Raw genomic sequence first — 12,329 nt, 5'->3', positions numbered from 1 at the left:
CGCGACTTCGACGCGGTACGCGACGGGCTGGCCCGGTTCGGGCCGCCCGCCGCCGACCGGGACGACGTGGCGGCGGCGTGGGCGGCGCTGGCCGGCTGGGCCGGCGAGCAGGCGCGGGCGCGGCGCGCGGAGCGGGACGGGCTGGCCGACTCGGTGGAGGCGGCGCAGCGGGCCGCGGCCGAGGTGGCCGACGGGATCGCCGCGTTGTTCACCGCGGCCGGGCTGGACGCCCCGCGGGACGCGCCGCGCGACGTGGCGGTGGCGGTGGAGCGGGCCGAGGCGGAGTTGCGCCGCCTGGACGAGCGCCGCGAGCAGGCCGCCGGGCTGCGGGAACAGCGGGCCGGGCACGAGCACGAGGCGCGGGTGGCGCGGGCGCTCGCCTCGCACCTGCGGGCCAACAACTTCGAGCGCTGGCTGCTCACCGAGGCGCTGGACCTGCTCGTGGACGGCGCGTCGGGGATCCTGCGGGAGCTGTCCGGCGGGCAGTACGACCTGGTCCACGACAAGGGCGAGTTCTTCGTGGTCGACCACCACGACGCCGGGCTGCGGCGCGGGGTGCGGACGCTGTCCGGCGGGGAGACGTTCCAGGCGTCGCTGGCGCTCGCGCTGGCGCTGTCCGAGCAGCTCGCCGGCATGTCCACCACCGCCGCGAGCCTGGAGTCGATCGTGCTGGACGAGGGCTTCGGCACGCTCGACGCGGCGACGCTGGACACGGTCGCGGCGACGCTGGAGAACCTGGCCGCCCGGGGCGACCGGATGGTCGGCGTGGTCACCCACGTGCCGGCGCTGGCCGAGCGCATCCCGGTCCGGTTCGAGGTCCGCAAGGACGCGCGGACGGCCCGCGTGGAACGGACCGGCCTGTGACCGGCACGTCCCGGCGGAGCGCCGCGTGACCGGGCCGTCGCCGGCGTTCTACGTCGACGCCTGGGATCCGTCGTACGGCGCGTCGTTCGAGGCGGCGGGCGGGTCCGGGCCGGCCGCGCCGAGCAGCGCCCAGGTCGAGGCCGACGTCGAGCTGCCGGCCACCGACTGGCGGGCGATCGGCCCCCGCGCGGACGTGCGGTCGCCGGACGTGGTGCTGCTCGTCGACGGGGTACGCCGGATCGACGCCAGCGTCTGGACGGCTGAGGAGGACGGCGGCTCGTTCCCCGGCATCGCCGCCTCGTACGCGGCCGGTGTGGTGCGCTGCGACCTGGACCGGGGCGCCGCCGAGCTGGCCGGCGCCCGGGTGGGCCGGGGCCTGTTCACGGCGAGCCCGTCGGCGCAGGACGTGGTCGCCGGGACGGTCCGCTACCCGGTGCACCGGGTCAGCGGCACCGGTGAGCTGAGCAAGCTGCCCGCGGCGGTGCAGGCGCCGCTGACCGCGCTGGAGGTGGCCGTCTCCGACGCGGTACGCACCGACGGCGACCTGCTGGTGGTGGACGGCCCGCTGCGCAGCCGGCGAAACCTGCCGCGCACGCTCGGGTACATCAAGACGCAGCACAGCCAGTATCTCGACGCCCGGCTCACCGCCGTGGTGACCGGGCTGGCGCCGGGTGAGCGCTGCCCGGTGTTCCGGCTGGGCACGGCGTGGGGCGGCTGGTCGTGGTATCTGCGCCTGCCGGTGCGCGCCGGAGCGCCGTGGGCGGGCATCGTGCGGGTGGAGTGCTCGGCCGACCTCACAGTGCCGGAGGCGGTGGCGCTGGCCGACCTGTCGCTGGTGACGCTGCCCCGGTTCGCCTCCACCCCGTACAAGGATCCGCGTGCCCCGCAGAACCTGGTGCCGATCGCCGGGCTGGAACGGCGGCTGCGCGGGATGCTCGGCGACGCGCGTCTGCTGCACCGGGTGCTCACCGGCGCGGCGCGCGGGATGCGGCGCTGATGGGCCGGCGACGCGACGCCGACCGGGTGGTCGCCGACGTCGACACCGGGCGGGCCGAGCTGGTGCCGGACCCCGACCGTCCGGGCTCGTGGACGCTGCTGCTGGACGGCGCGCCGCAGTCGCACGTGGACCTGACCGACCCGGCGCACCTGGAGTTCGAGTACGTCCGGCGGCTGGCCGCCGCACTGGACCTGGTGGCGCCGGCCGGTGCGCCGCTGCGGGTGCTGCATCTGGGCGGCGGCGCGCTGACCCTGCCCCGGTACGTGCGCGCCACCCGGCCGGGCTCGTCGCAGCGGGTGTCCGAGGTGGACGGCGCACTGGTGGAGCTGGTCCGCCGCGAGCTGCCCTGGCCGTCGGATCCGCGCCTGAGGGTCCGGGTGGCCGACGCGCGGGCGACGCTGACGTCGAGCCGGGACGGCGCGTACGACGTGATCGTCGCGGACGTGTTCGCCGGCGCCCGTACCCCCGCGCATCTGACCTCGGTGGAGTACGCCGCCGAGGTGGCCCGGGTGCTCGCGCCCGGCGGCAGCTATCTGGCGAACGTGGCCGACGGCCCGCCGCTGCGGCACGCCCGGGCGCAGGTCGCCACCGTGCGGACCGTGTTGCCCCGGGCCTGCCTGGTCGGCGACGCGGCGGTGCTGCGCGGCCGGCGCTACGGCAACCTGGTGCTGGTGGCGTCCCGGGTGGAGCCGCCGGTGCCGGAGCTGACCCGGCGGGCGGCGGGCGACTGGTTCCCCGGCCGGGTGCTGGCCGGCGCCGAGCTGGACCGGTTCGCCGGGGGCGCGCCGGTGGTCCACGACGCGGACGCCGTCGACTCCACTCCCCCGCCGCCGGGAATTTTCTCGGTCAAACGTTGATCCGATCGGCTGGCCGCTGCGTATCACCGGGCGGCCATGCCCGTGGGGGGCCGGCTGATGTCATTGGACAGCGGAGGTCTGCATGCATGCGGTGGCGGCCGGCTGGCACGGCGAGGTGGCGCGGCCCGAGTGGATGTTCGCCCGGGCACAACCACACTCGCGCGCCTCGCGTTCGGGCCGGGGGGTCGACGCCCGGTCCGCCGATCGCCAGAATGACCCGGTGCCGCCGCGACCCGCCCCCGGACGCCACCAGGCGACCTCGGCCGAGGCCAGCCACTCCGACCAGCTGATCCGCCTGCTGTACGCCGAGCACGCCGGCCCGCTGCTGATGTTCGTGATGCGGCTGACCGGCGGGGACCGGCAGCGCGCCGAGGACATCGTGCAGGAGACGCTGCTGCGGGCGTGGCGCAACGCGCACCGCCTCGGCGTGCAGGGCCAGGGCTCGCTGCGTCCGTGGCTGGTCACTGTGGCCCGGCGGATCGCCATCGACGAGCACCGCAGCGAGCAGGCCCGCCCGCCCGAGACGTACGACCGGGATCTGACCATGTTCGCCGAGTCGGACAGCACCGACCGGGTGCTGCGCACGATGACCGTCGCGGACGCGCTGCGTACGCTGAGCCAGTCGCACCGGGAGATCCTGGTGGCGACGTACTTCCGGGGGCGCACCGTGCCGGAGGCGGCCGAGGAGCTGGGGCTTCCGCTCGGCACCGCCAAGTCGCGGGTCTACTACGCGCTGCGCGCGCTGCGCACGGCTCTGCAGGAGAGGGGGGTGACCGAATGAGCCGGGCCGATCACATGGACGTCGCCGCGTACGCGCTCGGCGTGCTGGATCCGCAGGACACAGAGCGCTTCGAGGAGCATCTGGCCACCTGCTGGGCCTGCGCGGCGGAACTGGAGACGATGGTCCCGGTGGTGGGGCTGCTCTCCGGCATCGACGGCGAGGCGATGGCCGCGCTGGAGCAGACGCACACCGATCCGGCGCTGCTGGACCGGACGCTGATGGCGGTGCGGCGGGACCGCCGTCGTACCCGGGTGCGGCAGTTGCTGGCGACCGCGGCGGCAGTGGTGGTGTTCGGCGGCGCGAGCGCGGCGGCGGCCGGGATGCTGGGCGACGATCCGGCGCCGCCGCAGGCGGTGCCGACGCAGGCCGCGCCGACTGTGGCGTCCAGCGGCGAGCCGGGCAACCCGAACGACCCGGGCGTCGGCGGGCCACAGGACATCGAGGGCGACAAGCACAACGCGACCGATCCGGCGACCGGCGTGCAGACCACCATGTGGCTGGCCCGCAAGGAGTACGGCACGCAGATCGCGGTGCAGCTGAGCCGCCTGCCGGGGCCGCGCACGTGCCGGCTGGTGGTGGTCCGCAAGAACGCCACCAGCGAGGTGATCAGCACCTGGTCGGTGCCGGTCGGCGGCTACGGGACGAACCAGAACCAGCTTCCGCTGGAGCTGAACGCGTCCACCTCGGCCCCGGTGCGCGACATCGACAAGCTCCAGGTGCAGTCGGTCGACGCGAACGGGGTGGCCAGTCCGCTGGTGACTGTGGACGACATCTGATCGAACGCTGAGCGGCGCCGGGTGGCTGAGCCACCCGGCGCCGTCGCGTCGTGCCCGGCCGGCGGACCCCCTCGTGCTGACGCACGCGCGGCGACGCCTGTCGGTTCAATCGGTCCACTGTGAAATGTGCCACCCGTACGGGTTCAACCTTGACAGCGCAGCGCCCGTACTACTCGGCGAACTGCCAAGAACGAGGAGGGCACGTGGCACACCACATGCGGACGACCGTCATCGTCGCGAGCGCGATGGTCGCACTTACGGCCTGCGCCCCAGCAGGCTACAACGGGGCGAACTCGGGCGCGGCCGAGCCGGTCGCCGTGGCCGCGGCCGAACCCACAGCGGCGGCCGAACCGGAGGCGTCGGCGGCTCCCGAGGAGGAGCCGGTCGCGGACAAGGCGCCCCCGTCCAACGTGAAGATCACCGACGAGTTGGTCGGCAAGAAGCTGCCCCGGATGGGCCGCGTCGTCACCGACCAGGACGGCTGGGTGCTGTACCGGTTCGACAAGGACTCCGACGACCCGCCGCAGTCCAACTGCGTGGACAAGTGCGCCGAGGTCTGGCCGCCGTCGCTCACCGACGGCAACCCGAAGCTGCGGGGCGTCTCCGACGACAAGGTCGGCACCATCACCCGCCAGGACGGCACCCGGCAGCTCACCATCGGCGGCTGGCCGGTCTACCGCTACATCGGCGACAAGAAGCCGGGCCAGTGGAAGGGCCAGGGCGTCGGCGGCACCTGGTTCGTGGTCGACCCGAACGGCAAGAAGAACCTGACCTGCCTGCCGACCGGCACGCCCAAGCCGGTCGCGCCGCCCGCGGCGGGCAGCTCGAACAGCTCCGGCGGCGGCTCGGACTACTCGTACTGAGCCGCCAGGACACGGTGACCGGTCGCCGCCGGGGAGGGCGCGGCCGGTCACCGTCGCGGACCCGGGAGGCGGGGCGTACCGGCATCGGCCCGCCTCCCGGCACGCGGGGCGTGCCCGGCGTCACGGCCGGGTCGCGTGGCAGAGTGGCCGGGTGACCTCGCCCGACGCCCGCCGTACGCTGCGCCCGCCGGCCGGCTACCGGCTGGCCGCGTCGGTGCGGGCGCTCACGTTCAGCCCGTACGACCCGTGCGCGCGGATCGCCGCCGGCACGTTCTGGTGGGCCACCCGCACCCCGGACGGCCCGGCCACGCTGGCGCTGCGCCCGGAGGCCGGCGAGCTGACCGCCGAGGGGTACGGCCCGGGCGCCGGCTGGGTCGTCGAGCGGGCCGACCGGATCGCCGGGCTGTGCGACGACCTGACCGGGTTCGCCGCGCTCGCCGCCGTGCACCCGCTGGTGGCCCGCCTCGCCCACACGCACCACGGGCTGCGGATGCCGGCCACCGGGCAGATCTTCCCCCGGCTGCTGCGGGCGGTCTTCGAGCAGAAGGTCACCGGCAAGGAGGCGTACCGGGCGTACGCCGCGACGGTGCGGCACTTCCGGGAGCCCGCGCCCGGCCCGCTGCAACCACTGCTGCTGCCGCCGGAGCCGGGCGCGGTGGCGGCCACGCCGTACTGGGTGTTCCACCCGTTCGGGGTGGAACAGCGGCGCGCCGACACGCTACGCCGCGCGGCTGCCGTCGCGGACCGGCTGGAACGCTGCGCCGACTCGGCGGAGGCGACCCGGCGGCTCACCGCGATCCCCGGGATCGGGCCGTGGACCGCCGCCGAGGTGGTGCGGATCGCGTACGGGGACCCGGACGCGGTGAGCGTCGGCGACTACCACGTGCCGAACACAGTGGCGTGGGCGCTGGCCGGTGAGCCGCGCGGCGACGACGCCCGGATGCTGGCGCTGCTGGAGCCGTTCCGGGGGCACCGGGGCCGGGTGTGCGTGCTGCTGGAGGCGGCGGGCGTCCAGGCACCGAAGTACGGCCCGCGCGCCCCGATCCGCTCCTTCGCCCGCTACTGACCGTCTCAGCTCCGCCGGCACAGCCGCCGCAGCGTCCGCCCCAGCCACCAGGCGTACAACCGCTGGAATCCCAGCACGACGGGCCCGCCGGCCCGCACGTACCAGTGGGCGGGGCGGCTGAACGCGGTCACCTCGAACCAGACGCCGTCAGCGCCCCGGGTCACCAGGAACGCCTCCTCGCCGACCTCCGGGTGCCCGGGCAGCGTGCCGTAGCCGAACCCGGCCCGGTCCGGCTCGTCCACCGTCCAGACCACCTCGGTCGGGCCCCACAGCCGCACCGGGCCGACACCGACGCCCGGCGTGACCCGCACCCCGGGGGCGGCGCGCGGCGCGTCCGCGCGCATCACCACGCCGGCCGCGCGGTGCAGCCGCCAGCCCAGCACGGCGTCCGCCGCCAGCGGGAATCCGCCGTCCGGCAGCCGGACCCGGTGGCGCAGGTGGTGGTAGCCGGCCGGCAGGCCGCCGTCGCGGGTCGCGCCCACCTCCGGGTACGTCAGCTCCGGCACGCCGGTCACCCCCTCGCTCGTGGAGAACACCCCGCCAGGGTACGGCCGCCCCGGCGGGCTGTGGTGAGCTGAGCCGGTGACCGACGTGACCATCGCCCCCGCCGGCCTCGCCGACGCCGGGGAGATCCTCACCGTGCAGCGTGCCGCGTACCTGGTGGAGGCGCAGCGCTACCGCGACGTCTTCCTGCCCCCGCTGACCGAGACGCTGGACGAGGTGCGGGCCGCGCTCACCGGCCCGGACGTGGTGCTCGCCGCCCGGTGCGGCACCCGCCTGGTCGGCTCGGTACGCGCCCGCGTCGACGGCGGCACCGCACACGTCGGCCGCCTCTCGGTCGCGCCCGACCAGCAGGGCCGGGGCGTCGGCGGGCGGCTGCTGGACGCCGTCGAGCACGCCTGCGCCGGCCGGGTGACCCGGTTCGCGCTGTTCACCGGCGCGGACAGCGCGGCGAACCTGTCCCTGTACGCGGGCCGTGGCTACCGGGTGGTGGCGCACCGGCCGGACGAGAACGGCAACCGCCTCGCCGTGCTGGAGAAGACGGTCAGTCCTGCTCGCAGCGGCGTCTGAGGCCGTCCGCCTCCTGGCGCAGGTAGCGGCGCATGGTCGAGCCGCCGAGCAGCCCGACGAGCCAGGCCAGCGGACCGGTCTGTACAAGCACCAGCTCGGCCCGGGTCCGCCCGTCCTCCAGCGGTATCAGCCGGTGCTCACCACGGGTGCGCACGCCGGGACTCGCCGACTCCCACGCGAACGAGTACGGCGGATAGATCTCCACGACCCGCCACACCGCCGGGCGCAGTCGTGGCTGCTCCAGCCGGGCTGTCGAGCCGAGGATCAGCGGACCGGGCTCCAGCCGGCGCGCGGCGGTGACCGAGGGCGTCCACTCCGGCCAGCGCTCGACGTCGCTCTGCACGTCCCAGACCCGCTCGACGTCGGCGGCGATCTCGACGGACTCGGCGAACCGCATGGGCTTTCCCTTCCCCGTGGACGGTCCCCTCAGCCTATGCCCGAGCCCCACCCCGCGCCGCCCTGCTCCGGGCGACCCCGGCCGACGGGGAGCGGGTGGGGGTCAGGCGGCCTCGTGGGGGTCAGGCGGCCTCGTGGAGGTCGGCCAGGGTGACCGGGGCGTACCGCGTCAGCAGGCGTTCCAGCTCGGTGACCGAGCCGACCTCGCCCAGGACATTGACGCCGCCGCCGCGTTCGGGCGGGTAGCGGTGCGCCAGCCGGTAGCGGTAGCGGCCACGGATCAACTCGACGCTGACCCGCCAGCGCCCGCAGCATCCGCAACTCCACTCCGGCACGCCGCGACGGTAGCTCTGACCTGCGGTTTCACCATTCGGGCGGCGGTGACGAACACGGCCGGGACGGGACACGCCGCCCGACGACCGGCGGTGATCTGCCTCACCACTGTCGGTGGGGTCTGGTTGACTGGTCGCCGTGGACCTGCCGATCAACCCTCCGGTCGAGCCGATGCTGGCGAAGAGCGTGGCCGAGCTGCCCACCGACCACGGCCTCACCTACGAGCCGAAGTGGGACGGCTTCCGCTGCATCGTGTTCCGCGACGGCGACGAGGTCGAGCTGGCGAGCCGGGGCGGCAAGTCGATGACGCGCTACTTCCCCGAGGTGGTCGAGCAGGCCCGCCGGCAGCTCCCGCCCCGGTGCGCGGTCGACGGCGAGCTGATCGTGATCCGGCGGGACGGGCCGGGCGGGCAGCCGCGGCTCGACTTCGAGCTGCTGGCCCAGCGCATCCATCCGGCCGCCTCCCGGGTGAAGCTGCTGGCCGAGACGACCCCGGCCGACTTCGTCGCGTTCGACCTGCTGGCGATCGACGACGAGCTGCTCACCGAGCAGCCCTACCCCCGCCGCCGGGAGCGGCTGGAGCAGGCGCTGTCCGGGGTGCGCCCACCGGTGCACGTGACCCAGGTGACCACCGACCCGGAGACGGCCCGCCGCTGGTTCGACGTGTTCGAGGGCGCCGGGCTGGACGGGCTGATCGTCAAGCCGGCCGACCTGCCGTACGAGCCGGGCAAGCGGCTCATGTTCAAGGTCAAGCACGCGCGCACCATGGACGCGGTGGTGGCCGGTTTCCGCTGGCACAAGTCCGGGCCGGTGGTCGGCTCGCTGCTTCTCGGTCTCTACGACGACGACGGCGTGCTGCACCACATCGGCGTCAGCTCCTCGTTCACCATGGCCCGCCGCAAGGAGCTGCTCGACGAGCTGGAGCCCTGCCGCGACGTCGGCGACGAGCACCCGTGGGTGCACGGCGACCACGAGCGGGGCCAGCGGATCCCGGGCGGGGTCAGCCGGTGGACCGGCGGCAAGAACCTGGAGTGGGAGCCGCTGCGCCCGGCGCTGGTGGTCGAGGTGGCGTACGACGCGATGGAGGGCGACCGGCTGCGGCACACCGCCCGCTTCCTGCGGTGGCGCCCCGACCGCGATCCCCGCTCCTGCGACTACGGCCAGCTCGACCGCCCGATCCGCTACGACGTCGACGAGGTGCTGCGCGGCGATCCGGCGGCGACGGTCGGTGACGCCCGCGGCCGGGCGTAGCCTGACCGTCGACACGATCATGGAAGGCGCCGACGTGACACGCTTCCCCGACCGGACCCGCCGGTTCCGGCCCGTCCTGGCCGCGTTCGTCGCGGCGGTGGTGCTCACCGCCGGATGCACGCTGCCGGCGTTCGCTCCGCGCGCCGAGAGCGAGGGCGAGGCCGCCCCGCCGGGGGCCGCCGCGAACTGGCGGGCCTGCCCGGAGGTGCCCGACGAGCTGGTCGGCCGGGGCGCGACGGACATGCGCTACGAGTGTGCCCGGATCGCCGTGCCGCGCAACTGGGGCACCGGGGCCACCACCGGCGCGACCGCCGGGCCGGGCGCGGGCGAGACGTTCGAGATCGCGCTGATCCGGGCACGCTCGACCAAGCAACGCGACCGGATCGGGTCGCTTGTGGTCAACCCCGGCGGTCCCGGGGCCTCCGGTGTCGACACCGCCGTCTACCTCTCCTTCGGTCCGGCGTTCGGCGGCCTGCCGACGGCGATCACGGACCGGTTCGACATCGTCGGCTTCGACCCGCGTGGTGTGGCCCGGTCCAGCCCGGTCAAGTGCATCTCCGACGCCGACCTCGATGCGAGCTTCGGCTACGACCCCGACCCGCGGAGCCAGTCGTCGTTCGACGGCTTCGTCGACCTCAACCGGCGCATCGGCCAGCGGTGCGGCGCGAAGTACGGCGACCAGCTCCCGCTCTACGGCACCGAGCAGGCCGCGCGGGACATGGACGCGGTCCGCGCGGCGGTCGGCGACGACAAACTGACCTACCTGGGCTACTCCTACGGCACGCTGCTCGGCGCCACCTACGCGCAGCTCTACCCGCAGCGCGTGCGCGCCCTGGTGCTCGACGGCGCGGTCGACCCGCAGCAGAAGCTGATCGCCGGGTCGGAGAGCCAGGCGAAGGGCTTCGAGCGGGCGTTCGACAACTTCACCAAGTGGTGCGCGACGAACGCCGGCGGCTGCCCGATCGCCCCGGACGCCCGGGGCGCGATCACCGCCGAGATCGACAAGGCGAGGACCTCTCCGGTACGCGGTCAGGGCGGCCGGGAGGCCACCGCCGGCTGGATCTTCTACGCGGTGATCTCCTCCCTCTACACCGAGCAGGGCTGGCAGGAGCTGGCCCGGGCGATCGACGACCTGCAGGGCGGCGACCCGGACGGCGTGTTCAAGCTGGCCGACTCGTACGCGGGCCGCGAGCCCGACGGGCACTACTCCAACCTGTTCGACGCCAACCTGGCGGTCAACTGCGCGGACGAGACCGAGAAGCCGACCCTCGATCAGGTCCGCCAGTTGCAGTCGCAGTGGCGGCAGAAATACCCGCTGTTCGGCGCCGCCCTGGCGATGGGCATGCTGGGCTGCGTGGAGTGGCCCGGCGAACGGGACCCGTACCCGACCGGCCGGGCGAACGGCGCCCCGCCGATCCTCGTGGTCGGCACCACAGGCGACCCGGCGACGCCGTACGAGCAGACGCCCGCGCTCGCGTCGATGCTCGGTGTGGGACGGGTGCTCACCTGGGAGGGCGAGGGGCACACCGCCTACCCGCAGACCTCGTGCGTGACGGCTGCCGTCGACGCGTACCTGATCTCGCTCACCGTCCCCCGGGAGGGGCTGCGCTGCCCCGCCCGGTGACGGCGCGGCCGGCGGCGTGAGCGAGCCGGCGGCCACGGGCGTGATCAGCCGGCGGCCGGGGGCGTCCAGCCCTGCGGGATGTGCCCGACGCGCACGCGCTGGGGGTGGTCGCCGACCGGCACGCTGGCGACCTTCTGCCCGGTTGCGAAGTTGATCGCGGTGACCTGGTCCGCGCCGGATTCGGAGATCACGCAGTCCCGGCCGTCCCCGCTGACGGTGGCCCAGTACGGCTTGCTCGCGGGCACCAGCGGGCCCTCGCGCAGCGTGGCCCGGTCGAGCACCGTGGCGTAGTCGTCCATGGTGCCGGCGACGCAGATCCGGGTGCCGTCGGGGCTCATCGACAGGCCGTGGTGCCGGGAGTCGTTTACCCAGGTGGTGCGGTCCTCGCTGGTGGCCGGGTTCTTCGGCAGCGTGGCGACGCGGGTGACCCGGTCGGTGGCCACGTCGTACTCGACCACGCCGTTGAAGAAGGACACCTGGAAGTAGAGCCGGCTGCCGTCCGGGGTGAACACGGCGGGACGGACCGCGTCGGAGAGGTCCTTGCGGCCGGCGGCGTCCAACCGGTCGCGCATGTCGATCACCTTGACCACCTGGTACGTGCTGGTGTCGGCGACGGTGATCCGGCGGTCGCCCTTTGTCCAGTCGAGCCACGGCGCGTCCAGGTCGGTGTTGACCTCCCCGATGGACATGTTCCACAGCCGGGTGCCGCCGTCGGTGTAGATGTTCTCGTGCGGCTTGTCACCGGCGCCGAACGAGCCCAGTTGCGCGCCGGTGCGGATGTCGAGGACGTGCACCGTGTTGGAGGTGGAGGCGGAGACCGCGACGCGGGTGCCGTCGGGTGAGACGGCCATGTGGTCGGCGCGGTAGCCGGAGACCGGGAACCGCCAGCGCAGCGCGCCGGTGGCCAGGTCGATCGAGACGACGTCGGCGAAGCTGGGCCGGGACACCACGAGCGCGGTGCCGTCCGGTGTGGTGTACATGTCGTCGATGAGCTGGTCGTGGCCCTCTCCGGGGCCCTGCCGGATGCCGAGGAAGAACGCCAGCTTGACCGGGTTGAGGTAGATCTCGCGCAGTCGGGCGGCGCGGTCCGGGATCACGTTGATCCGGCCGAGCCTGGCGTAGTCGCCGCGGGACCTGATGACGTCGGCGGTGCCGTCCCAGTTGTTGCCGACGAACATCACCTCCTGGAGCGTGACCGCGGCGGCGGCCGGCGCGGGCACCGTCACCAGGGGCGCCGGTGCGATCAGGGCGAGCGCGGCCAGCACGGCCAGGCCGGCGCGGCGGCGGGTACGGGACGGGTGCTGTGGCACGGGGGTCATGGACGCCTCCTGGCAGCCGGTACGGCATCGACGTTTCTCAGTGGCGCGAGCGGTGTTACCTTGCGGTAACAACCAGGAGAGCAACCGGCCGCCCGCCGGGGCTAGGGATCCGACGCCAACGTCCGCGCGGC

14 protein-coding genes are annotated in these 12,329 nt (G+C 74.6%); 10 read left to right on the top strand and 4 right to left on the bottom strand.

What is annotated here, in order from left to right; translation table 11 throughout:
* The 7 genes from AB0D28_RS06215 to AB0D28_RS06185 all read left to right on the top strand — a co-directional run.
* Positions 1-864, top strand: an 864-nt coding sequence (locus tag AB0D28_RS06215) for an SMC family ATPase (protein WP_357382758.1), incomplete at its 5' end; no start/stop codon positions are given.
* Between the two features lie 25 nt (positions 865-889).
* Positions 890-1,861 (top strand): hypothetical protein, encoded by a 972-nt coding sequence (locus AB0D28_RS06210; RefSeq protein WP_357382756.1) that lies wholly within the window; start codon positions 890-892, stop codon positions 1,859-1,861.
* The gene (locus tag AB0D28_RS06205) at positions 1,861-2,718 is read left to right on the top strand and encodes a fused MFS/spermidine synthase (RefSeq protein WP_357382754.1); all 858 of its coding nucleotides are present in this window, start codon (positions 1,861-1,863) and stop codon (positions 2,716-2,718) included. Before AB0D28_RS06210 ends, AB0D28_RS06205 begins: the two co-directional genes overlap by 1 nt.
* Positions 2,719-2,800: 82 nt before the next feature.
* Positions 2,801-3,499 carry a sigma-70 family RNA polymerase sigma factor gene (locus AB0D28_RS06200; RefSeq protein ID WP_047893132.1) on the top strand — a complete coding sequence of 233 codons (699 nt, stop codon included), beginning with the start codon at positions 2,801-2,803 and terminating at the stop codon, positions 3,497-3,499.
* The gene (locus AB0D28_RS06195; RefSeq protein WP_357382752.1) at positions 3,496-4,275 is read left to right on the top strand and encodes a zf-HC2 domain-containing protein; all 780 of its coding nucleotides are present in this window, start codon (positions 3,496-3,498) and stop codon (positions 4,273-4,275) included. The genes AB0D28_RS06200 and AB0D28_RS06195 overlap by 4 nt, the downstream gene beginning before the upstream one ends.
* Positions 4,276-4,478: 203 nt before the next feature.
* A complete protein-coding gene (locus AB0D28_RS06190; protein WP_357382750.1) occupies positions 4,479-5,138 on the top strand; it encodes a hypothetical protein in 660 nt (219 codons plus the stop codon).
* Between the two features lie 151 nt (positions 5,139-5,289).
* Complete coding sequence (locus tag AB0D28_RS06185) at positions 5,290-6,204, top strand: DNA-3-methyladenine glycosylase 2 family protein (RefSeq protein WP_357382748.1); 915 nt, start codon at positions 5,290-5,292, stop codon at positions 6,202-6,204.
* Between the two features lie 5 nt (positions 6,205-6,209).
* On the opposite strand, the gene AB0D28_RS06180 is transcribed toward AB0D28_RS06185, so the two are convergent.
* Complete coding sequence (locus AB0D28_RS06180; protein WP_357382746.1) at positions 6,210-6,740, bottom strand: DUF1990 domain-containing protein; 531 nt, start codon at positions 6,738-6,740, stop codon at positions 6,210-6,212.
* A gap of 46 nt (positions 6,741-6,786) precedes the next feature.
* Between AB0D28_RS06180 and AB0D28_RS06175 the strand changes: the two genes are divergently transcribed.
* Positions 6,787-7,275, top strand: a complete 489-nt coding sequence (locus AB0D28_RS06175; protein WP_357382743.1) for a GNAT family N-acetyltransferase — start codon at positions 6,787-6,789, stop codon at positions 7,273-7,275.
* Here the strand turns inward: AB0D28_RS06175 and AB0D28_RS06170 are convergent.
* Together AB0D28_RS06170 and AB0D28_RS06165 are read right to left on the bottom strand one after the other, a co-directional pair.
* Positions 7,250-7,672 (bottom strand): SRPBCC family protein, encoded by a 423-nt coding sequence (locus tag AB0D28_RS06170; protein ID WP_357382741.1) that lies wholly within the window; start codon positions 7,670-7,672, stop codon positions 7,250-7,252. The two genes, AB0D28_RS06175 and AB0D28_RS06170, sit on opposite strands and share 26 nt — an antisense overlap.
* A gap of 121 nt (positions 7,673-7,793) precedes the next feature.
* Complete coding sequence (locus AB0D28_RS06165; RefSeq protein ID WP_357382739.1) at positions 7,794-8,006, bottom strand: hypothetical protein; 213 nt, start codon at positions 8,004-8,006, stop codon at positions 7,794-7,796.
* 136 nt (positions 8,007-8,142) lie between these two features.
* Here AB0D28_RS06165 and AB0D28_RS06160 point away from each other — a divergent pair, with 136 nt between their 5' ends.
* Complete coding sequence (locus AB0D28_RS06160; RefSeq protein ID WP_357382737.1) at positions 8,143-9,255, top strand: ATP-dependent DNA ligase; 1,113 nt, start codon at positions 8,143-8,145, stop codon at positions 9,253-9,255.
* Positions 9,256-9,289: 34 nt separating this feature from the next.
* Positions 9,290-10,879, top strand: a complete 1,590-nt coding sequence (locus AB0D28_RS06155) for an alpha/beta hydrolase (protein ID WP_357382735.1) — start codon at positions 9,290-9,292, stop codon at positions 10,877-10,879.
* 44 nt (positions 10,880-10,923) lie between these two features.
* Here AB0D28_RS06155 and AB0D28_RS06150 read toward each other — a convergent pair whose 3' ends face one another.
* Positions 10,924-12,198: a YncE family protein gene (locus tag AB0D28_RS06150; protein WP_357382733.1), complete on the bottom strand. Its 1,275-nt coding sequence runs from the start codon at positions 12,196-12,198 to the stop codon at positions 10,924-10,926.
* Positions 12,199-12,329: the final 131 nt, after the last annotated feature.

Source organism: Micromonospora sp. NPDC048169, from assembly GCF_040652815.1.
In the GTDB taxonomy this organism is placed as follows: Bacteria; Actinomycetota; Actinomycetes; order Mycobacteriales; family Micromonosporaceae; genus Micromonospora.
Note: the sequence above shows the minus strand (reverse complement) of the source record. Positions and strands in the feature narration are given on the sequence as shown.

Excerpts from the sequence above, each read along its gene's own strand:
- AB0D28_RS06205 (WP_357382754.1), top strand. The coding sequence starts at position 1,861 with ATGGGCCGGCGACGCGACGCCGACCGGGTGGTCGCCGACGTCGACACC.
- AB0D28_RS06200 (WP_047893132.1), top strand. The coding sequence starts at position 2,801 with ATGCATGCGGTGGCGGCCGGCTGGCACGGCGAGGTGGCGCGGCCCGAG.
- AB0D28_RS06195 (WP_357382752.1), top strand. The coding sequence starts at position 3,496 with ATGAGCCGGGCCGATCACATGGACGTCGCCGCGTACGCGCTCGGCGTG.
- AB0D28_RS06170 (WP_357382741.1), bottom strand. The coding sequence starts at position 7,672 with ATGCGGTTCGCCGAGTCCGTCGAGATCGCCGCCGACGTCGAGCGGGTC.
- AB0D28_RS06150 (WP_357382733.1), bottom strand. The coding sequence starts at position 12,198 with ATGACCCCCGTGCCACAGCACCCGTCCCGTACCCGCCGCCGCGCCGGC.